The 20317-nt window shown below is 40.9% G+C and carries 19 protein-coding genes and 1 tRNA gene; 3 read left to right on the forward strand and 17 right to left on the reverse strand.

Features of this window, described 5'->3' with window-relative positions; translation table 11 throughout:
- Window positions 1-146 precede the first annotated feature (146 nt).
- The 17 genes from QI031_RS03075 to QI031_RS03155 all read right to left on the reverse strand — a co-directional run bounded on the left by QI031_RS03075 (window position 147) and on the right by QI031_RS03155 (window position 14952).
- Window positions 147-455 (reverse strand): urease subunit beta, encoded by a 309-nt coding sequence (locus QI031_RS03075; RefSeq protein ID WP_281483759.1) that lies wholly within the window; start codon window positions 453-455, stop codon window positions 147-149.
- A 21-nt stretch (window positions 456-476) separates the two neighbouring features.
- The gene (gene ureA / locus QI031_RS03080; protein ID WP_281483760.1) at window positions 477-779 is read right to left on the reverse strand and encodes an urease subunit gamma; all 303 of its coding nucleotides are present in this window, start codon (window positions 777-779) and stop codon (window positions 477-479) included.
- 40 nt (window positions 780-819) lie between these two features.
- Window positions 820-1659, reverse strand: coding sequence for an urease accessory protein UreD (locus QI031_RS03085; RefSeq protein ID WP_281483761.1), 840 nt, complete (start codon window positions 1657-1659; stop codon window positions 820-822).
- 163 nt (window positions 1660-1822) lie between these two features.
- Window positions 1823-2068: a hypothetical protein gene (locus QI031_RS03090; RefSeq protein ID WP_281483762.1), complete on the reverse strand. Its 246-nt coding sequence runs from the start codon at window positions 2066-2068 to the stop codon at window positions 1823-1825.
- A 2-nt stretch (window positions 2069-2070) separates the two neighbouring features.
- Window positions 2071-2949, reverse strand: coding sequence for a hypothetical protein (locus tag QI031_RS03095; protein ID WP_281483763.1), 879 nt, complete (start codon window positions 2947-2949; stop codon window positions 2071-2073).
- Between the two features lie 161 nt (window positions 2950-3110).
- Window positions 3111-3890: an RNA polymerase sigma factor SigF gene (locus tag QI031_RS03100; RefSeq protein WP_281483764.1), complete on the reverse strand. Its 780-nt coding sequence runs from the start codon at window positions 3888-3890 to the stop codon at window positions 3111-3113.
- A gap of 809 nt (window positions 3891-4699) precedes the next feature.
- The gene (locus tag QI031_RS03105; protein WP_281483765.1) at window positions 4700-6022 is read right to left on the reverse strand and encodes an ABC transporter substrate-binding protein; all 1323 of its coding nucleotides are present in this window, start codon (window positions 6020-6022) and stop codon (window positions 4700-4702) included.
- Window positions 6023-6205: 183 nt separating this feature from the next.
- Window positions 6206-6297, reverse strand: a tRNA-Ser gene (locus tag QI031_RS03110).
- 108 nt (window positions 6298-6405) lie between these two features.
- Window positions 6406-7338, reverse strand: a complete 933-nt coding sequence (gene crtB / locus QI031_RS03115; protein ID WP_281483766.1) for a 15-cis-phytoene synthase CrtB — start codon at window positions 7336-7338, stop codon at window positions 6406-6408.
- Window positions 7322-8761: a 15-cis-phytoene desaturase gene (pds, locus tag QI031_RS03120; RefSeq protein WP_281483767.1), complete on the reverse strand. Its 1440-nt coding sequence runs from the start codon at window positions 8759-8761 to the stop codon at window positions 7322-7324. The genes crtB and pds overlap by 17 nt, the downstream gene beginning before the upstream one ends.
- A gap of 282 nt (window positions 8762-9043) precedes the next feature.
- Window positions 9044-9988 carry a LysR family transcriptional regulator gene (locus QI031_RS03125; RefSeq protein WP_281483768.1) on the reverse strand — a complete coding sequence of 315 codons (945 nt, stop codon included), beginning with the start codon at window positions 9986-9988 and terminating at the stop codon, window positions 9044-9046.
- 250 nt (window positions 9989-10238) lie between these two features.
- The gene (ccmO, locus tag QI031_RS03130; protein WP_281483769.1) at window positions 10239-11111 is read right to left on the reverse strand and encodes a beta-carboxysome assembly protein CcmO; all 873 of its coding nucleotides are present in this window, start codon (window positions 11109-11111) and stop codon (window positions 10239-10241) included.
- 153 nt (window positions 11112-11264) lie between these two features.
- Complete coding sequence (ccmN, locus tag QI031_RS03135) at window positions 11265-12032, reverse strand: beta-carboxysome scaffolding protein CcmN (protein WP_281483770.1); 768 nt, start codon at window positions 12030-12032, stop codon at window positions 11265-11267.
- A 126-nt stretch (window positions 12033-12158) separates the two neighbouring features.
- Complete coding sequence (gene ccmM / locus QI031_RS03140) at window positions 12159-13823, reverse strand: beta-carboxysome scaffolding protein CcmM (RefSeq protein ID WP_281483771.1); 1665 nt, start codon at window positions 13821-13823, stop codon at window positions 12159-12161.
- Between the two features lie 75 nt (window positions 13824-13898).
- The gene (gene ccmL / locus QI031_RS03145) at window positions 13899-14201 is read right to left on the reverse strand and encodes a beta-carboxysome shell vertex protein CcmL (RefSeq protein WP_214442551.1); all 303 of its coding nucleotides are present in this window, start codon (window positions 14199-14201) and stop codon (window positions 13899-13901) included.
- Between the two features lie 6 nt (window positions 14202-14207).
- Window positions 14208-14552: a carbon dioxide-concentrating mechanism protein CcmK gene (locus tag QI031_RS03150; RefSeq protein WP_039748664.1), complete on the reverse strand. Its 345-nt coding sequence runs from the start codon at window positions 14550-14552 to the stop codon at window positions 14208-14210.
- 91 nt (window positions 14553-14643) lie between these two features.
- Complete coding sequence (locus QI031_RS03155; RefSeq protein ID WP_010995042.1) at window positions 14644-14952, reverse strand: carbon dioxide-concentrating mechanism protein CcmK; 309 nt, start codon at window positions 14950-14952, stop codon at window positions 14644-14646.
- A 656-nt stretch (window positions 14953-15608) separates the two neighbouring features.
- Here QI031_RS03155 and QI031_RS03160 point away from each other — a divergent pair.
- From QI031_RS03160 to QI031_RS03170, 3 genes are all read left to right on the forward strand, one after another.
- On the forward strand, window positions 15609-17465 hold the full coding sequence (locus QI031_RS03160) for an NAD(P)H-quinone oxidoreductase subunit F (RefSeq protein ID WP_281483772.1): 1857 nt from the start codon (window positions 15609-15611) through the stop codon (window positions 17463-17465).
- A gap of 69 nt (window positions 17466-17534) precedes the next feature.
- A complete protein-coding gene (locus QI031_RS03165) occupies window positions 17535-19037 on the forward strand; it encodes an NADH-quinone oxidoreductase subunit M (protein WP_281483773.1) in 1503 nt (500 codons plus the stop codon).
- Window positions 19038-19165: 128 nt separating this feature from the next.
- Window positions 19166-20296: a CO2 hydration protein gene (locus tag QI031_RS03170; RefSeq protein WP_281485921.1), complete on the forward strand. Its 1131-nt coding sequence runs from the start codon at window positions 19166-19168 to the stop codon at window positions 20294-20296.
- Window positions 20297-20317: the final 21 nt, after the last annotated feature.

The following is a 20317-nucleotide window of genomic DNA, read 5'->3' on the forward strand; positions in this document are numbered from 1 at the left end:
CGACTTTTACACAAACCATCCACAATTGTTACAAAACTTTTCACTTATGCATTGAACTGGGGATTAAGAAGATTTGGATTAGTACAACACCCAGGGCAAACGTACGCCAAACTTGGAACCCTTGCTGAATAAGCAAAAGATCTTTATTAGTCGAGATTGTCGTTAATTCTGCTATTGAAACCGTAAACTTGGCGTGTACCAACCAAAGGTACTAAGGTAATTTCTTTTTCATCCCCTGGTTCAAATCTAACTGCCGTTCCGGCGGGGATATCGAGGCGCATTCCTCGCGCTTGTTCTCTATCAAAATTTAAGGCACTGTTAACTTCATAAAAGTGAAAATGCGAACCAACTTGTATGGGGCGATCGCCTGTATTAGATACTTGCAATTTTATAGTTGGACGACCAACATTTAATTCAATTTCGCTTGCTGATGTGATAATTTCCCCAGGAATCATAATAAATTCAAAATTATATAATTAACGAATTGGATTGTGAACTGTTACCAATTTTGTGCCATCAGGAAAAGTTGCTTCCACCTGCACCTCATGTACCATTTCTGGTATTCCTTCCATCACTTCATCGCGTGTTAACAGTGTTGTTCCATAATTCATCAATTCTGCTACTGTTTGCCCATCTCTTGCACCTTCTAAAATAGCGGCAGAAATATAGGCAACTGCTTCTGGATAATTCAATTTCAAACCTCTTTTTTTACGTCTTTCTGCTAATAGTGCAGCTGTAAAAATTAACAGCTTATCTTTTTCTTGCGGCGTAAGTTGCATTCTTCTCTCTCTTGGCGTTCTTTGCGTCTTAATGGTTCGTTCAAACTTGCCAAACTCTTGGTATGCAATTACCACGACCTAAAAAATCAACTCGTAGCATTTGCCAAACAGATGTAAACCAGTTTCTCACTTCAGTTGTAGAGTAACCACGATATCGACACAAAAATCCATTTTGTAATTGGCTAACACCTGCTTCGCCTTCGCCATCCCATAAATTTCGTGTTCTCTCGACGATTTCTTTTGACATAAAACTTCCCACCCAAACGAGACTACCCACAATAGGTTTTCCTAACAAACCGTGGGGACTGTGAAAAACTTCTTCGCTACCCGGTAGCCATTGCCGATCTATCCATAAGGGTACGCCTTGCTGCCAAATTTCAGTATGCGATCGCCATTCTCCCTGCAAAAATTTTTCTCCTCTAGCACTGCGACCAAATCGGTTAATTTCCCAGCCTAAATAATTAGCTTTGGTGGCTAATTCTACCCGTAAATCTTGCCGATAAATCGCACCGTTAAATAAAATTGTTTCCTGTGGCAACCATTCTAAACAAGCACCAGCATCAATTTGTATTTCGATGGTTTGTCTAGCTTGTAAACCGTTACTGCGATAGATTTTACTAGCGGCAGCTGTAGTGATTAAAGCTTGTGCATCAGGTTTGAGGTGTAAATTCAAGGATAAGCGATCGCCTCCTACAACTCCCCCAGCGGTATGTAAAATGACGCTATGACAAACTTTTTGCCCTTCTGGATAAAACGGGCGTTGTACCTTTAACGGTGCTTGATGGCGATCGTAAATCAGCTGGGTCGTATTCAGGCGATCGGCATAAACTAAGTTAAGTTTGCCATGCCAACCTTCTGCTATTTGCGGGTTACAGGTCATTTATAAAGTCAATATTATTTTTTCGCTCACTTACTTAGATGATAAGAAAAATATTTTAGTAAAAAAAATAGACCTGTATGATTAACAAGGTCTCTTTGGACAAGAAAAAGCTTAATTTTATCTACAGACTAATGAGAAAGTTAGGCAACAGTCAATCGAGGTATCAAACGCTGTAACGATTTTGATAATGAGCCAAAATTTGTTGGACGCGTTGCCGACTTTCAAAACTAGAGTTTGGTGTCCAAGAAATCCACAAGCCACTGACTTGGCTTTGATTGTAATCAAATTGTTGAGATGACTGAGGAATCAAACCCACTTTTACCCCTTCAACTTGACGCAAATGAGCTACTATCTCTCGATAGATTGCTAAGGGTAAACCAACAAATTCAATTTTTTCCTTGGTTTCCATCTTTACGAAGCTTCAACACTAAAAGAATTTTGCGAAGGTATTGTTACTGAAACAGTATTTCCTCCAGTTGTAGCTGATGGCGTAGAACCAGCAGGTGTTTCTCCTACCATTCTGGCAACTTCGATACCATATTGTTCCAGAATTACGATCGGATTGGAACCCTCATTCATTTCAATCCGTTTGATTAGCAGACCATTTGCTAGCCGCTGTCCCGCCTGTACATAGCGACTTGCCTGCTCATTTGGTACTTTAATAATTGCTTGGGGTTCTCTACCAATTAGAACTACACCACTGACCATAACTGCTCTTGCTAGTTCAGGTTGTGCTGGTGGTGGTAATACAGATACTAAAGTAGGATTGGCAACAACTTGGGGCAAAACTTTAGGTAAAACTTGAGCCAAAACGGGATTGAGTTTTGATTTTGGTTTTGGAGTTTTTGCTACTGTGGTTTGAGACAAAACAGCACTGCGTGTTGGTAGTTTTCGTCCTGCAATCACCACACCTCGATTAGAGGTACTAGGTAGGGGAGGCAATACAGGTACTTTTCTCACAGCTGTATTTGTGGACATTCCAGAAACTGGTGTGCCAACAATTTGGGCAAATGGGTCAGGCCGCCCTTTTGAAATTACAGTTACCCGTTCTGTAGCATTAGTGAGCTGAATTAAATTAGAAGTGCTAGAGGCATTAGTGGGAGTTTCCTGGGCAACTATCAAAGGGTTATTAAAGGATTGAGTCTTTGATGGCGCTTTAGCTACCAAAGATTGAGTTACTGGTGGCGTAGGCGGTGTAGGATTAGTCGCTTGTTGTGTATCTTCTGAAGCACATCCTGCGATCGCTATACTTAAAATAGTTGCAAATGCAATTTTTGATTTTCTGCCCATGAGCTGTTCTCAAAAGCCATAATAAATTTACTTGTGTAATTCAACAATGCCTATTTGTATCACAGGCAAAGTATTTTCCCTTTATAACCTAATTTTTAAAATTTCAAGGGTTATTTTTAGCACTATCAGTCAGGGGTAAATGCGGTTAACCTAACTTGTGCTTAATCTTCTCCTGTACACATCAGTTGCTTCAATAAGTCTAAGCCTTTCTTAACTCTACGAGAAACCGTGACTACACTAATTCCTAAGTGTTCTGCCACTTGTTTTTGTGTCAAATCCTGTAAAAATACACATTCTAAAACTTCACGGGTGCGCTGTTCTAACTGAATCAGTGCTTGTTGTAGGCGAATTTGGTCTTCTTGTACCAATTGAAAACTACGATAATGGGGGTCTGGAACCAATTCTCCTAAGCTTGTAGCTCCTTCTTCACCATCTTGAATGGGAACATCTAAGCTCAAAGGGGCACGATTAATCCATGCTAATTTAATTTCCTGCCATTCTTCTGTAGAAATTGTTAGCGCTTCGGCTAATTCAGAATCAGTAGGTTGGCGGTTATATTTTTCGCGCAATGAACGCGAAACTCCAACTGCTTGCTGTTGCAACGCTAAATAGCGCCTAGGAATCCGCACTGTGACACCTTTATCTCGCAAATAGTGTTGAATTTCACCGCGAATATAGGGCATAGCAAAGGAACTGAAGGCATGTCCTTTAGAAATTTCAAATCTTTCAATCGCTCTAATTAAACCCAAACAACCAACCTGGAGTAAGTCATCATAGCTTTCATGACATTGATTCATCCAGTAATGAGCTTCTTTTCTCACAAGTCCAAAATTAAGTTTCACCAGTTGATTGCGAACAGTTTCTGAACGATATTGCTGATATTCTCGCAATAACTGCCAAATTTCGTGCTTTAGTTCATTGGTTGCTGTGGTAGTCGTCATAGCACCGGGCTTATTTAGTAAATAAATACTCAAAGATTCGCTTTTAAACAAAGTTACGATTATGCGATTTCCAAGCAAACATCATGCTATTTGCTTCAGGAAAATCTCCATGCATTGACATTTTTTTGATAAAAATGCCACATAGCGCTATCAATCGAGCAAAGTTTAAATAAGCGAAATCAGCATTTTGTTTGTTATTTAGAGCTAGTGTTAGCTGTAGGTTTTACAATCTACATAGAAACAAAATATTAAATTTTATACTAAATTTCAAACCGAGATTGTACTTAATTTATTCATGGATGATTAGGGCTATTTCTGATAATTTTTATTGACTATCAAGGTTTGTTTTCCGTGAAGTTACTGGAGCGATTAAATATAGTTCATATAAATGAAATACAGATAAACTTAAAAATAGATAAACTGATTATTTTGCCTTGCGTCTACTGAGGTAAGGTCTAATGCAACTCAAAAAATTATCGTTAATATCAGCTATAGTCTCGTCAGGTAGATTACTTAAAGCCATAGGCGTAGGCGTAGGTTGGGTTAAGCACAGTGCAACCCAACATCGATAAAAGTGTTGGGTTTCCTTACGTCAAACGCCACTTAAGTAAGTCGGTGCAATAAAACTAGCCACAGTATTCGATTTATGAATACTGTGGCTTCTAGTGAAGTTTTGCTAAATAGCAAAATCCAAATAAACTAGCGCAAACAGATAACTAGCTTGAAAATATTTGATGTTTACCCTGCGAGTACTCCTTACGGAGAATCCAAGGGTGTTCATGTACTCTGATATGTGCAGTTAATAACAGCTACTTAGGACTAACTTTGTCAATTGCCTTGATTTTGCCGTCTTCTCCTACTGTCCAAACATCGTAGACACCAAGGACATCGCCATTAGCATCAACATCTACGTTACCGCTAGCTCCTTGGTAGTTAATATCTTGACCAGCTTTAAGTAACTTCAATCCCTCACAGACATCAGTCACATCTTTACCAGGTGCATTGCTAACTTCACGAATTTTATTAGCTATGCCAACCCCTGTGTTTTCTTTAGCAGCTTGCGCTGCCAAAACCAATAATGCAGCGGCATCCCAAGCTTGGGGAGCATATTCTCCAGGTGAACCACCTTTTTTATCTTTCCAGAGCTTGTTAAAAGATGTTAATGCTTGACCATCAGAACCGGGTACTGTACCTAATGCTCCAGTTAAGATATATTGACCGTCGCTGCCTTTACCAACTTGTTCAGGAAAGGTTGGTGATTTAACTCCATCTGTCAGCAAAACCTGCACTCCCTTGGTTAAGCCTTGTTCATAGGCAGCTTTGAGAAGTAGACTACCTGTTTCAGCATAAAGGACTGCAATTACTGCATCTGGCTTACCAGCGAAAGCATTAGCAGCTTCGGTATTAAATGTTTGAGCTTTGGGGTCGTAACGAACTGGGTTGTTTTTATTAATTACTGTTCCGCCCAATTTCTCAAAAGTTTCTACAAATGCTTTTTCAAAGCCCACACCATAGTCGTTGTTAATTACAACTGTCGAAACTCGCTGGAAACCTTTTTTTCTAGCAAGTTGGGCTAAGGCTAGTGCTTGATAGGTATCAGGGGGAGCAGTACGTGCCCAAAAGCCTTTGAAGTCACCATTTTTTGCTTTTTGAGTGAAGACAGGACTGGTACTACCAGGGGAAACCAACATAACTTTATTCGGTACGGCAACTGAGACAGCCGCAGTGGAAACACTACTGGCAAATGAACCAACTACACCCGCCACTTTATCCAAAGTTGCCAGCTTACTCATGCCAGCAGCGCCAGCTTTGGGGTCGGTTTGGTCGTCTACTTGCACTAAAGTTACAGGTTCACCGTTAACACCACCGCAAGCGTTAACACTCTCAACTAGTAGGGGAACTGAACCCACCATCTGCTGTCCTATTGAGGCTAAGTCACCAGTTGTTGGTAGCAGAGAACCAATTTTGAGATTTTTAGCATTACTATTTGTAGTAGTTGAGTTGACTGGTGCAGTGGTACTCCCATTATTAGCTGTGTTATTGGGACTACCAGTATTATCACAAGCTGCTGTCAGGAAACCAGCTGCTAAAGTACTTATGCTTAAAGCTAAAGCAGCACTAATTTTTTTCATAAACTACTCTCACTCCTCTAATGTTCAGGAGCCTGAAAGCAAGATGTAAACTAGGTTTTAAAGTTAGCTTAATCTTAACAGACTCTAAAGGATAAATGATAACATCCACCTTAGGGAATAAAAGCGCTTACTCCTAAACAAGCATCTATTTAGCTTATAGAAAGTATTTTTAATGCTTTAAAACGGAGAGGGAGGGATTCGAACCCTCGGTACGGAGTTACCTGCCGTACAACAGATTAGCAATCTGTCGCTTTCGACCACTCAGCCACCTCTCCTGGGTCACGAATAAGAATGTTAGCAAATTTATTTGAGGAAGTCAATTGTCAGTTGTCAGTTGTTAGTTGTTTTCTTAGTCACCACTGACCCCTGACTACTGAACCTCTTCAAAGCACTTGCGATCGCATCCAAGCTGCGGGCAAAGACCGTAACTTTTGCCATTGGGGTACGTAAGCGCGTCGAGTAAAGGCATTGTAATCGTTGCGTTCAATTACATTTAAAATTCCGCTGTAATGCATTAGGGCTGCCCACACAGGCCAACGCCCATCAGCAGATAAGTAAGATATCCCCTTTTCAGCCTTGCGATAAAATTGTCGTGCTCGATCAATTTGAAAGCGCATTAGGGAACGCCAGCGCTCATCCACGACACTCTCGAACAAATCTTGCTCAGTATAGTTAAATCGGGCTAGGTCTTCTAGAGGAATATAAATTCGTCCGCGTTGTGCATCTTCTCCTACATCTCTTAGTATGTTGGTGAGTTGCTTGGCGATTCCTAAGGCAATCTCTTCTTCTAGGGGAACGTATGGCTGTTGTTCACAATTCCACGGAGCTGTATTTTTGGTATTATCCAACCCCATAACTGATGTTGACATTAAGCCTACAGTGCCAGCTACACGATAACAGTAGAGATATAACTCCTCAAAAGTTGCATAGCGACTGCGATATAAGTCCATACGCTGGCCGGCAATCATATCCTTAAAGGGCTGAATGTCCATTGGGAAGCGTTGAACAGTATCTACCAAAGCTACATCGAAATTATCTAATGGGTGTCCAGCAAAAATTGATTCTAGCTGGTGTTCCCATAAGTCTAAGGTTTCTGGCGTAGTAATAGCAGATGCAGGGCCATCTACTAGTTCATCTGTACGGCGACACCAAGCATAAATTGCCCAGATAGCGGGACGCTTTTCTTTGCTCAGGAGCAAAGTACTGAGGTAAAAAGTTGTGGAATACTTGGCTATGAGATGACGACAAAGTTCATAGGACTCGTCCACAGAGACCAGCGTTTTCATGCGCGGGGGGGATTCAGGCAGTTGCAGCATTCGTTGCGGGCGGTCGGGTTAGCGTTTGCAGGTTTGAGGAATTTGCTACCGGGAGTGCCTCAGAAATTGCCTGCGCTGTCAGCTTACCAGAAAGTACAGCACCTTCCATACTGGCTAAGTAGCGTTGCATGGTGTAATCCCCAGTCAAATAAAAGTTGGCGATGGGGGTTGTCTGGGAAGGACGGTACTGTTGACGACCGGGGGTCGCTTTATAAACTGAACGCGGCGTTTTCACTACATGAGATTTCAGTAATTTGGCTGGATTTTCTCCCCCAAAGTGGTTGGGGAAAAGTTTTTCCAGTTCGGCAATCGTTGCAGCCACAATCTCCTCATCTGATTTGGCGATCCAATCTTTTGCCGGAGCTAAAACTAATTCCAGCATCGAGCGATGGGGATTAGCATATTCACGACAAGTATTGCTCATATCAGCATAAACGCTGAGGAGGGGCGATCGCGAAAATAGCAGATGATCAATTTCTGTCAGTTTTCGATCAAACCACAGATGTAAGTTAATAACTGGTACGCCTTCTAAACCTTCTAGCTTCTGGAAAAATTCCATTTGCTGCCAAGGTTCTGGCAAAATGACCTTCAGTGGGTCAACTGGCATAGCAGATACGTATAAGTCAGCTGTCAAAACTTGATCTGCTGCGCCATTCAAACCCCGCAGCAAAAAACCCTTTACTGTACCGTCAGGGTTCAGCAAAATTTCTTTCAAAGGCGCATTTAATCGCACTTCTCCACCACCTTTAGTGATGTGATCTACTATGGGTTGACACAATCGCTCTGTTGGGGAACCATCCAAAAAGGCCATTTTCGAGCCGTTTTTTTCTTGGAGAAAGCGATTGAGAGCAGTCAATAGGATAGTAGAAGAAATTTCATCTGGCCCGATGAAGTTCAGCGATTTGGCCATCGCAATGAAAACTTCTTGGTTGACTCGTTCTGGAATGTTTTGTTGACGTAGCCATTCTGTCCACGAGTATTTGTCCATTGCTTCAACGTACTTCTGCCCCTGGATCATTGCTGGTAATAACCCAATGCCAAAGCGGATTTTTTCTGGCCACGTCAGCATGTCGTTGTTTCGCAGAATAGCCACAATACCATTCAATGGAGCTGGCAAATTCGGGAAATCAAAACGGCTATAAGTCCCTGGTGCGTTGGGTTGATTGAAGATCATGGTGTGTTCTTTCCATTGCAATCGATCTTCAATGTCTAATTCTTTAAATAGCTGCAACATGTTGGGGTATGCCCCAAAGAAGATGTGCAGACCCGTTTCGTACCAGTCTCCGTCAGAATCTTTCCACGCTGCCACTTTGCCACCCAGTACGTCCCGGCGTTCCAAGACAATGGGAGTGTGACCTGCGTCTGTGAGATATTTCGCGCAGGAGAGTCCTGCTAGACCTGCACCCGCGATCGCTACTCGCATTTAAACTTACTGCCTTTTAATATTTCTTTATCATTTTGCCGTTCTTATTATACGTTGCAATCCGTTACAGTTGGCATTCGTTGTGCGATCGCTTCCCTAAAAATCTCCTATAGGAGAGAATTTTACGGAGATATATCTACAGCATCTACTATCATTCACTGTAAAAACATAACTGTAGCTTATAACACATGCTGGTTATTAATTTGATAGAATTTATACCAAGTTTTCGCCAAGAATGCAATATATAGTTAGATTAAGTTGTAGCAATGTAGACAAATTTTATTATTGACCTGACTCAGCGATATTTGACTTCAAAGAAACTGTAGCGGTTTTTTCAACAAACTTCTGTGCTGCATCCACTAAATACTCGTAATAAGTACGAGCGACGATAGACAATTGTTTGCCAGATGGGTGAACTATGTACCACATTCGCTTAATAGGAAAATGTTGTACATCCAAAATGCTGAACTCTGAGGCATCTGTGATTAAGGTATGACGAGATAAAATAGAAATTCCTAAACCCCCAGCAATGGCTTGTTTAATTGCTTCATTACTCCCCAATTCCAACTTCACTTTTACCTTCACTGCATGTTCGTCTAAGAGGCTTTGGACAGCGCGGCGTGTTCCCGAACCCGGTTCTCGCATAATAAAGGGTTCTTGAGACAAACGTTCAATGGGGATATTTGCTTGGTTTGCTAAAGGATGATCAGCAGGTGCAATTACTACTAAAGAGTTGTCTAAAAATGCTTGGGAATTTATATCTAAATGTTCTGGTACTTGACTCATAATATACAAGTCATCCAGATTATTAAGCATCCTGTCCAAAATTCGCTCATGGTTTGTTACTTGTAGCGAAATCTCAATTCCTGGATAAAGTTGGCAAAATGGCCCTAACAAACGTGGTATAAAATATTTTGCTGTTGTAATTGCTGCCAAGCGCAATTGACCTTGTTTTAGCCCTTTTAAATCTGCCACTTTCATCTCAAACTGGGCTATAGTCTCAAAAATCTGCCGACAAGTAGCAAACAATTCCCGACCTGCTTCTGTCAAAAATAAGCGCTTTCCCACTTGCTCAAATAAAGGCAACCCTACCGATTTTGTAAGTTGCTTGATCTGCATAGAAACAGTAGGTTGAGTCAAAAATAATTCTTCAGCAGCGCGCGTAAAACTACTGTGTCTTGCCGCCGCCTCGAACACTTTCAACTGGTGTAGCGTCGCCTGATTCAAGGGTAATTCTCCTGTTAATAGCGATTCATAGATATAAAACTAGTATCACTGAATACTTGCTAATGATGTTATGTCGCTCATACAAAGTTATGAGTTTAAGTATAGATAAAACTCTATCATCGCTATTAAAAGAAAGTTCTTTTATTTATGGAAGTAAGAAGTTATGATCAAAACAACGAGCAAAGCGTAAGATGCCTTCCAGCTAATTGATGAATGCTGAATACTGAATTATATAATCATTCATGATTCATCATTCATCCTTCCATAATTCTTCAGGAATTTTTGCAGGTAGCTGAGCTAAATCTGGTAACTCCAATACCTCTGGTTCGGCAACTTGTTCCTTCTGTGGTAATTCTAATACTTCTGGTTCGGCAACTTGCTTCTTCTGCGGTAACTCTAACACTTCTAGTTCGGCAACTTGTTCTTTGACGTTTATTGGCAAATTTAATGGTTGGCGTTGTTCTATCCAACAACTTGCTATTGGTAAAGTTTGTTCTAATTCATCTAAAGGTCGAGGAATTACCATGACTGAGTTCAGTTCCCCAATTCGTTCTGCTTCATACATCCCAGCTTCTACTGCTACCGCAACATTAGCTACAGAACCACGAATAATAGCTGTACATAAACCAGCACCAATTTTTTCATAAGCTCCTAGCTGGACATCAGCAGCTTTGAGCATAGCATCACAAGCGCCTACCATTGCTGGAAATCCCCGTGTTTCTACTAAACCGATGGCTAAGTTGCTAAGACGGCTGTAACTTCCTTCCTGCATAAGTTTACTCATGCGGTTTGCAATGGGCAGAACTATTTCGAGGTTAGGATAAGGTCGAGGAATTACCAGGCTAGAAATTAATTGACCAAACTGTTCAGCGGTTTGCACACCAGATTCAACAGCTAAACGGACATCAGCAATTCCACCACGAATAATTGCAGTACAGTGACCACTGCCAATTTTTTCATATCCTACAAGGTGAACTCCAGCTGATTTCAGCATCATATCCGCTGTACCAACGATCGCAGGAAAGCTAGCAGTGGATACTAAACCCAAAGCAGTATCTTGGAAGTTGTCTCGACGACGCGATGACTGAACTGTGTTAATAGGACGTTGATTATATATTTCCATGTGAATTTTCCCCAGATAATCACAAAAAATTGAAAGATGAAGGATCTAAGCTGAAGGATAAAATGTGACAATCAGATCCCTTGCATAAAACCGTAGGGTTAATTTCATACTTCATCCTTGAGAACACTTCAGTCCACAACTTACAATTAACACTTACTCAGACTGATCGTCAGAGATTGGATTATTTAAGGATTGCCGATGGGGAAATAATGTGGTTAATAACCTATTTATGCTTCCTTGTCCATAAATTTGATTTCCAGAACTATTGAGTGATTCAGTCGCAGGTTGATTAGATTCAAAGTTTTGAGAGTCGGGGTTTATCGATGCTTCTTTAGAGCCACTACTATTAGTATCTGACTCTACAGGAGTAGAATGGCTTTGTGAATTGGGCGATGGCTTGGCAGGATAAGCAATTTGCTGTTTAAATTCCAAAAAAGCCGATGCTGAGAGATTAGTTGAGGAAATTACTTTGTCCTCATTTTCTCCTAAACTATTGTCTTGTTGATTTTGGACATTATTAGAAACAGCACTATCTGGGGGTAATTTTGGTTGTTTTTTGTCATCTATCTGCCGACTGGTATCTCCTAAAATTGAGCCAGGTGGAATTACTACTCCTGCTGCAACTGAATAGTTAAAAACTGTTGTTGCTGAACCAATACAAGCATTTGCACCAATTTTACCTTTACCAACCATCAAAAACCCAGCTCCCAAGTTCGCTCCTGCTTCTACTTCTAAGGTTCCTGTATCAGCTTGGATAATTGACCCCATACCGATACAAACGCCTGGACCGATGACTATCTTGCTGTTAACAGCCGCTTGGAGTATGACTCCAGGTGCAAGTACTGCACTCGGATGAATAATCACCTCGCCACTAATATAAGAATCAAAGTTGTTGCTGAGGCGCAGTGGCGGCACAGACATGGAAGTTTTAACCTCGCAAGCCAGAAGAAATTAAGAGAGTTAGGAGTTCAAAGTCAGGAGTTAAGAGTTAGAAGTGAGGAGTTTTTGTTCAGGATTCATAACTCATAACTCGTAGTTCATAACTTCTCAAGGACGCTGGATAATTGTTTCTAACACTCGGCGCTTGGCTTTGGGGTCAATGCCAATTAGGCGCACATATTCCCCTTGATATTCGCCTAGGTATGCTTCTAAAGCAGCGATCGCTTCTCTATCAGACCTAGCTTCAATTTGACCACAGCTAGACCAGGAACCTGTACGGAATCGCCGTTGGTCTACGTGTTCAGCACTAATCTTATATCCACCAGCTAATAAGCCGCGTAGCTGGTCTATTACTTCCGAACTCAAGTGTGTATTGGTAGCTGTTGCTTTGGTAGTACTAGAGCTCGTGCTGGTAAATGATTTCTTTTGACTACTAGATGAGGCTACTTGACCATTAGGTCGTTGGATAATACTTTCTAGTACCCGCCGTTTAGCTTTGGAGTCAATACCAATCAAGCGTACATATTCACCTGGATGATTGTTGATACACTCTTCTAAGGCAGAAATCACTTCTTTGGTCGAATTGGAGGTAATTGGTTCACAAGTTTGCCAGGAACCTGTACGGAAGCGGCGCTCATCTACGTGTTCTGTACCTACTTTGTAACCACCTGCTAATAGTTGGCGGATTTGATCTACGGTTTCAGTACTCAACGCACCGCTAGTAGAGCTATGACCATTGTCATTATTATAGCTGCGATAGCTGCCGTTACCATTTTTACTAGCAGGAGCCTTAAAGCTGGCAGCAGTAGCATTAACTACACCATCTGGCCGCTGAATAATGGTTTCTAACACGCGCCGTCTACCATTATCAATGCCAAATAGACGGACGTATTCGCCGCTATGTTCTCTTAAACAACTTTCTAAAGCTGCGATCGCATCTCCCATTGATCTTGGTTCAATTGGCTGACAACTAGTCCAAGAACCAGTACGGAACCGTCTTTGATCTACATGTTCTGTACCAATCTTATAGCCTTGATTTAATAAATAGCGCACCTGCTCTATTGTTTCTGCACCCAAACTGTTACTCGACACTTGACTACTCCTTTCTAATTCTAAAACAGTAATACCATTACCTGTATAAGATTTAGCATTCTCATCTCGGATGGGTGCAATACACTTGCTATCCGCAGCACAGCGATAACCAGTCCGTAATGCTTGATTAATCCCTACGACATGATGGGCAAATTCTTCATCTTGATCTTGCACATCTGGCAAGCGGTCTGCTTGCTGCTGATTGGTAATTATTGATCCCGAAGGTACATACTTGCCTGCGGGAATTTCGACATCTTGAATTAAAGCGTGCATCATGACGATGCAACCTGCACCCACCCTGGCATTAAATACCGTAGAGCGAAAGCCAATGAAGGAATTTTCCCCAACATAAGCTGGCCCATGAATCAGTGCCATGTGGGTAATAGAAGCATTTTCGCCAATCCATACCGAGTATTTGTTTTGGTCGTCGCCAATTACTCGGCCTTGTTCCAATCCATGAATAACGACACCATCTTGAATATTAGTGCTTTCACCGATATAAAAAGGTGTGCCTTCATCAGCTCTAATCGAAGTTCCTGGAGCAATGATGACATTTGCACCGACGTATACATCTCCAATAATGTTGGAAAACGGGTGTACAAAGGTGCTTTCATGGATTTTTGGTTCAGCTAAATTCCTCGACCACGGGGTTGGGGGTGCCGCCGTGCTGCGGACTGCCATAGCGAGATTCCTCCTGAATTAAGCGTCAACAGTCAACAGCCGATAATTTATAGACTTTTGACTCTTGACTTTTGACTATCGATACTGATCTTTTTTGCCGTAAATTAGGCGATCTTCTACATGAATGGTGTCAATTATCGCCACAATCACTGCATCTAACGGACGCTGTTCATTACCAGGAATTTGACGAGCAGCACTGCCACAGGTAACAAGCACCCACTCATCTACTCCTGCACCCACACTATCCGCAGCTACTTCATACTTTGGCAGTGAATTTCCTTCTTCATCTACTAACTGCACCAGCAGTAGCTTGACACCTCTCATACTTGGATCTTTTTGAGTGCCTACTACTGTGCCACGAACTTTGGCAATTTGCATTACAGATTATGGTCTTCTACCAAAAGGACGGATCGCGTTAACATTTTCACGGAATTGCTCAACGTCTTCTGTGTAACGAATTGGCAGCACATATTCTAAGTTCTCATGAGGACGAGCAATGATGTGAGTAGACAGCACTTGTCCACCATTGACTCGCTTGACTGATTCAACTCCTGCCCCTACAGAAGCTTGCACTTCTGAAACGTCGCCCCGAACAATTACTGTTACCCGACCACTACCAATTTTTTCGTAGCCTACCAGGGTGACGCGAGCAGCTTTCACCATTGCGTCAGCAGCTTCCACTACTGCTGGGAAGCCCAACGTTTCTACCATTCCTACTGCAATTGACATTAGTTCTAACCTTTAATAACGTTTCTAAATTTGGACGAAAGTGGAGCTTCAAGAAGGCGACCCCGTAAATTACTTTGTGTTTTATCGACTTTTAAGTACGAAACTGTTCTACAGCTTCTGTATACCGAATCGGTAAGACGTATTCTAAGTTTTCGTGAGGACGAGCAATGATGTGAGTGGATACTACTTCACCACCATTTACTCTTCTGGCCGCTTCAATTCCGGCTGCAACTGAGGCTTGCACCTCAGATACATCTCCCCGGACAATCACTGTTACCCTCGCACTACCAATTTTTTCATATCCTACCAAAGTTACACGCGCGGCTTTCACCATTGCATCGGCAGCTTCTACTACTGCCGGAAAGCCCTTAGTCTCAATCATTCCAACTGCAATTGGCATCGCAGAACTCCTAAAAAATGTAATCCGATCAGTACTGTTGCTTGAAAATTTTGACGGGGAAGCTCATCTTGAGCTACAAAATCACTTCCAAATTAAGCATAGGAAAGCTTGGCGTTCCTGGCAATATCAATCAGTATAATAGTTTATAATAAAAAAGTTTTAAAAAACTTAACAAAAATTTATAGTACTATTTACTCAATCAAAGTTTACTGAATTACTAGAGCAGCTGCTTATGCTTTATAATTTTTTTATAACATTGACAAAATGACATTCATAACCAGTCTTAATTGTTTGTATCAAGGAAAGCCCAAAGGCTGTGTGTCTTGCTGTATCTCTCTTTTCTAAATTTTGCAATCAAAGCAAAGAATGTGTGAAAGATACATAAATTTTTCTAATATATCGTATAAATTTATTTGCTAAAAATAGAAAGACAAATTGACAAACAGAACCAAAATAATAAGAGTAAATGCTTTTAAAGATGTAAAGTTATATTTAATTGTCCCTTAACTAAGATAAACTAAATTAAAAAGACTTAATCAAAATCTCAGTGAAAAAAAGTTAAAAAAGTAGAGACTTAGAGAAAGTTTATTTTTTTAGTAAATGGTTGTTTTAAAGCTATTAAAAAAATTTAGGCTGAGTCGTCAAGGTAAATTTAGATGAATGAGTTTCTATTTGTAACAAGTTGGTTAGTGCCTTTGTATAGCTTAGGAGGTGCGATTTTAACATTGCCCTGGGGACTAGGAATCATTCAGCGTACAGGGCCAAAACCTGCGGCATATTTAAACTTGTTGACAACCCTTTTAGCTTTTGCCCATAGCCTGTTTGTATTTAAAGATATTTGGGATAGAGAGCCAGAAAATTTACTGATTACCTGGTTTAAAGCAGCAGATTTTGAAATATCCTTTGCCTTAGAACTCTCGCCAGTGAGTATTGGGGCAATAGTTTTAATCACAGGATTAAGTCTATTAGCACAGGTATATGCTTTGGGCTACATGGAAAAAGACTGGTCGTTGGCACGTTTTTTTGCACTGATTGGATTTTTTGAAGCGGCGCTGAACGGTCTAGCGATTAATGATTCTTTGTTTCTGAGCTATTGCCTTTTAGAAGTTTTGACTCTTTCGACTTATTTACTAGTGGGCTTTTGGTATGCTCAACCGCTAGTAGTGACAGCAGCGCGCGATGCTTTTTTAACTAAGCGAGTCGGAGATTTGTTGCTACTTATGGGTGTGGTGACGCTTTCTAACTTAGCTGGAAGTTTGAACTTTTCTGATTTATATGAATGGGCGCAAACGGCTAACTTGAACCCGGTAACATCAACCTTATTGGGGCTAGCATTGATTGCTGGGCCAGCGGGTAAATGTGCCCAATTTCCTCTACACCTGTGGTTAGATGAGGCGATGGAAGGGCCTAACCCTGCTTCGGTAATGCGAAATTCACTGGTAGTAGCTGGTGGTGCTTATGTACTTTATAAATTGCAACCAATTTTAGCTTTATCTCCAGTGGCTTTGAATGCTTTGGTAGTGATGGGTACGGTGACAGCAGTTGGTGCAACATTAGTTTCTCTAGCACAAATTGACATCAAACGGGCTTTATCTCATTCCACCAGTGCATACATGGGATTAATCTTTTTGGCGGTAGGGTTACAACAAGGTGGCGTAGCCTTGATGTTGTTATTAACTCATGCGATCGCTAAAGCTTTATTATTTATGAGTTCTGGTTCAGTGATCTATACTACTAGTACTCAAGACTTGACAGAAATGGGTGGTTTATGGTCAAGAATGCCAGCAACTACTACTGCCTTTGTTGTGGGTTCAGCAGGAATGGTAACACTGCTACCTTTAGGAAGCTTTTGGGCGATGTTAGCTTGGGCTGATGGTTTTGTAAATATTAGCCCTTGGGTAATCGGAGTTTTAGTTATAGTCAATGGCTTGACAGCATTAAATTTGACTAGAGTATTTCGGTTAATCTTCTGGGGTGAACCGCAACAAAAGACCCGCCGTACCCCGGAGGTTGGTTGGCAAATGACATTACCAATGGTGTCATTAACTGTAGTAACTCTTTTGTTACCCCTGATGCTACAACAATGGTATTTGTTACCAGACTGGGAAAGTATTGATTGGTTTGTAGTGTCAGTACTGATTTCTTCTACTATTGTGGGGGTAGGAATTGGCTCTACAATGTATCTGCACAAAGCATGGTCAAGATCCAGAATCCTGGCGTGGCGATTTATGCAGGACTTACTAGGGTATGATTTTTACATTGACCGAGTTTATCGGCTGACGGTAGTGAGTGCAGTTGCACTGCTATCTAAGGTTTCTGCTTGGAGCGATCGCTACTTAGTTGATGGTTTAGTTAACTTGGTGGGATTTGCGACAATTTTTGGGGGGCAGAGTTTGAAATACAGTATTTCTGGTCAATCTCAAGGTTACATGTTAACCATCCTAGCGGTAGTTAGCGTCTTGGGATTTTTCATCAGCTGGTCATTAGGTCTATTAGATAAATTGCCTTTTTAAAATTGCCCAGTCCAGAAGCAGAAGTGATTATTCTCCCTACTCTTCTAATCTTTTTACCTAGTTCTGTCTATGCTTAGTGCTTTGATTTTGCTGCCGTTGTTGGGTGCAGCTTTAATTGGTTTCTGGCCTGCTAACCTTAGTGGAACACCTGCACGTAGGGTAGCTTTAGTCTTTGCTAGTATTGCCTTTTTATGGACTATTTTTTTAACCACTCAGTTCAACCCAGGAGACATTAATCAACAGTTTGCCGAGTCTGTGCCTTGGATTGATGTCTTAGGATTGAACTATAATCTAGGCATAGATGGTTTATCTTTACCGTTGTTAGTTTTAAATGGACTATTGACTTGTATTGCTATTTATACTAGTGAGCAGGCTCTACAACGTCCTAAATTTTATTACTCTTTGATATTACTATTAAGTGCTGGAGTTACTGGAGCATTCCTAGCACAGGATTTACTGTTATTTTTCCTATTTTACGAGCTAGAACTGATTCCTCTGTATTTGTTAATCGCGATTTGGGGTGGTGCAAGACGGGGTTATGCTGCGACAAAATTCCTTATATATACAGCAGTTTCAGGAATTTTGATTTTAGCAAGTTTCTTGGGCATGGTTTGGCTAAGTGGTGGTTCTAACTTTGCACTAGCAAGCTTGAATTGTGCAACTTTACCTTTAGCGACACAAACTTTATTACTTGCGGGGATTTTGGTAGGTTTTGGAATTAAGATTCCTTTAGTTCCCTTTCATACTTGGTTGCCAGATGCCCACGTTGAAGCTTCCACACCCATTTCTGTATTATTGGCTGGGGTACTTTTGAAGTTGGGAACTTATGGCTTACTGCGGTTTGGCATGAACTTATTGCCAGATGCTTGGAGTTATTTAGCTCCCTGGTTGGCAATTTGGGCTGTAGTAAGTGTATTATACGGCTCATCATGTGCGATCGCCCAAACCGATATGAAAAAAATGGTAGCCTATAGTTCTATTGGACACATGGGCTACATATTGTTGGCGGTAGCAGCGGCTACACCTTTAAGTGTTTTGGGTGCTGTCATGCAAATGGTTAGCCACGGCTTAATTTCTGCTTTACTATTTTTGTTGGTAGGTGTTGTATATGAAAAAGCAGGTAGTCGCAACTTAGAAGTCCTCCAAGGATTACTGAATCCAGAACGAGGTTTGCCTGTAATTGGTAGCTTAATGGTGATGGGAGTCATGGCCAGTGCTGGACTACCGGGAATGCTAGGGTTTATTTCCGAATTTATTATTTTTCGCGGAAGTTTCGCAGTTTTTCCACTGCAAACCCTTTTATCTATGCTGGGTACAGGCTTAACAGCGGTTTATTTCTTAATTTTGATGAATCGCGCCTTTTTTGGTCGCTTGTCTGCACAAGTTACCCACTTGCCCAGGGTTTATTGGAGCGATCGCATTCCCGCTATGATCTTAGCTGTGCTGATTATTATTTTTGGCGTTCAACCCACTTGGTTAGTGCGCTGGACTGAACCAACAATCACAGCAATGGTTAATATCCAAAACGTAGTAGCAACAGTGTCATTGGATAAGGCAAAAAGCAAAAGTTAAAAAATGGAGATTGGGGACTAAGAAAAACTTAGACGCTACACAATTCCAATTTTTTCAAATCAAATTAAAAATTATGAATTAGGAATTAGGATAATCCCCAATCCAGAGAATTTATTGGAGAAATGATGATGTTAGATACTAGAAAAAAGCCTAAGAAGCAACCATTAGCTGAGTATATTGAACGACTGCAAAAAGGAGGAGCATTACTCCCTAACAGTCCAGAAAATGTATTAGAAGTAGTTGGTATTCTTAAAAGCTATGGTGTAGTTTTAGATGCATATTCTAAAAATCTGATTTATATTGCTGAACATCAATTTTTAGTATTCTTTCCATTTTTTAAATATTTTAACGGAGAGTTTACTGTGCAAAAGTTACTCCGTCATTGGTGGCATGATCGGATTAATTTTGAATATGCCGAATATTGCATGAAAGCCATGCTGTGGCACGGTGGCGGCGGATTAGATAACTATTTAGATACCGAAGAATTTCAAGCAAGAGCGCAAGCAGTTATCGCGGCTAAATTTAAATATAATCCTTTAATTTTAGGACTTAATCAACTTTTTCCAGACTTTTTAACTGAACAGTTGCGAGTTTCTGCTTATTATACTGGCTTAGGTCAATTCTGGCGAGTCATGGCTGATATTTTTCTTAGCCTATCAGACTTATACGACAAAGGTAAAATCACATCAATTGCCGAAGTTGTAGAACATATTAAAGCAGGTTTAGTCGCAGATGCATCAAAACCAATTACTTATACCGTCAAAATTCAAGAAAAAGTCTATGATATTATTCCTAAATCAGTTGGTTTAACCTTCTTAGCAGACACAGCCATACCTTATGTAGAAGCAGTATTCTTCCGGGGAACTCCTTTTCATGGCACAGTTTCATACAATGCCCAAGCCTATCAAATTTCCCCAGATCAGTCACGATTTCAGTATGGCGCTTTATATGCCGACCCTCTGCCTATTGGTGGTGCGGGTATACCTCCCACTTTACTGATGCAGGATATGCGTCATTATCTGCCAGAGTATTTGCATGAAGTTTATCGCCGCAGTCTTCGAGGTGAAGATGATTTACTCGTACAAATTTGTATAAGCTTCCAAAAATCAATGTTTTGCGTGACAACGGCAACGATTTTAGGATTGATGCCTCATTCTTTAGATACTCAAGATCCAGCTGAACAAAATGCTAATTTAGTCTACTTAGAAAAGTGGATGGATAGGTTACAAACTTCCCGGTTATTAGAAGTTAACAAGTAGTTAGATTAGGCGTTGCTGAAT

Source organism: Halotia branconii CENA392, from assembly GCF_029953635.1.
Lineage (GTDB): Bacteria > Cyanobacteriota > Cyanobacteriia > Cyanobacteriales > Nostocaceae > Halotia > Halotia branconii.

Bases quoted from the DNA above. Each gene is read 5' to 3' on its own strand.
- QI031_RS03100 (WP_281483764.1), bottom strand. From the start codon at position 3,890: ATGACGACTACCACAGCAACCAATGAACTAAAGCACGAAATTTGGCAG.
- ccmL (WP_214442551.1), bottom strand. From the start codon at position 14,201: ATGCAAATTGCCAAAGTTCGTGGCACAGTAGTAGGCACTCAAAAAGAT.
- crtB (WP_281483766.1), bottom strand. From the start codon at position 7,338: ATGCTGCAACTGCCTGAATCCCCCCCGCGCATGAAAACGCTGGTCTCT.
- QI031_RS03085 (WP_281483761.1), bottom strand. From the start codon at position 1,659: ATGACCTGTAACCCGCAAATAGCAGAAGGTTGGCATGGCAAACTTAAC.
- QI031_RS03150 (WP_039748664.1), bottom strand. From the start codon at position 14,552: ATGTCAATTGCAGTAGGAATGGTAGAAACGTTGGGCTTCCCAGCAGTA.
- QI031_RS03090 (WP_281483762.1), bottom strand. From the start codon at position 2,068: ATGGAAACCAAGGAAAAAATTGAATTTGTTGGTTTACCCTTAGCAATC.
- QI031_RS03165 (WP_281483773.1), top strand. From the start codon at position 17,535: ATGCTTAGTGCTTTGATTTTGCTGCCGTTGTTGGGTGCAGCTTTAATT.
- QI031_RS03160 (WP_281483772.1), top strand. From the start codon at position 15,609: ATGAATGAGTTTCTATTTGTAACAAGTTGGTTAGTGCCTTTGTATAGC.
- ureA (WP_281483760.1), bottom strand. From the start codon at position 779: ATGCAACTTACGCCGCAAGAAAAAGATAAGCTGTTAATTTTTACAGCT.
- QI031_RS03075 (WP_281483759.1), bottom strand. From the start codon at position 455: ATGATTCCTGGGGAAATTATCACATCAGCAAGCGAAATTGAATTAAAT.
- pds (WP_281483767.1), bottom strand. From the start codon at position 8,761: ATGCGAGTAGCGATCGCGGGTGCAGGTCTAGCAGGACTCTCCTGCGCG.
- ccmM (WP_281483771.1), bottom strand. From the start codon at position 13,823: ATGGCAGTCCGCAGCACGGCGGCACCCCCAACCCCGTGGTCGAGGAAT.
- QI031_RS03155 (WP_010995042.1), bottom strand. From the start codon at position 14,952: ATGCCAATTGCAGTTGGAATGATTGAGACTAAGGGCTTTCCGGCAGTA.
- ccmN (WP_281483770.1), bottom strand. From the start codon at position 12,032: ATGTCTGTGCCGCCACTGCGCCTCAGCAACAACTTTGATTCTTATATT.
- ccmO (WP_281483769.1), bottom strand. From the start codon at position 11,111: ATGGAAATATATAATCAACGTCCTATTAACACAGTTCAGTCATCGCGT.
- QI031_RS03095 (WP_281483763.1), bottom strand. From the start codon at position 2,949: ATGGGCAGAAAATCAAAAATTGCATTTGCAACTATTTTAAGTATAGCG.
- QI031_RS03170 (WP_281485921.1), top strand. From the start codon at position 19,166: ATGTTAGATACTAGAAAAAAGCCTAAGAAGCAACCATTAGCTGAGTAT.
- QI031_RS03105 (WP_281483765.1), bottom strand. From the start codon at position 6,022: ATGAAAAAAATTAGTGCTGCTTTAGCTTTAAGCATAAGTACTTTAGCA.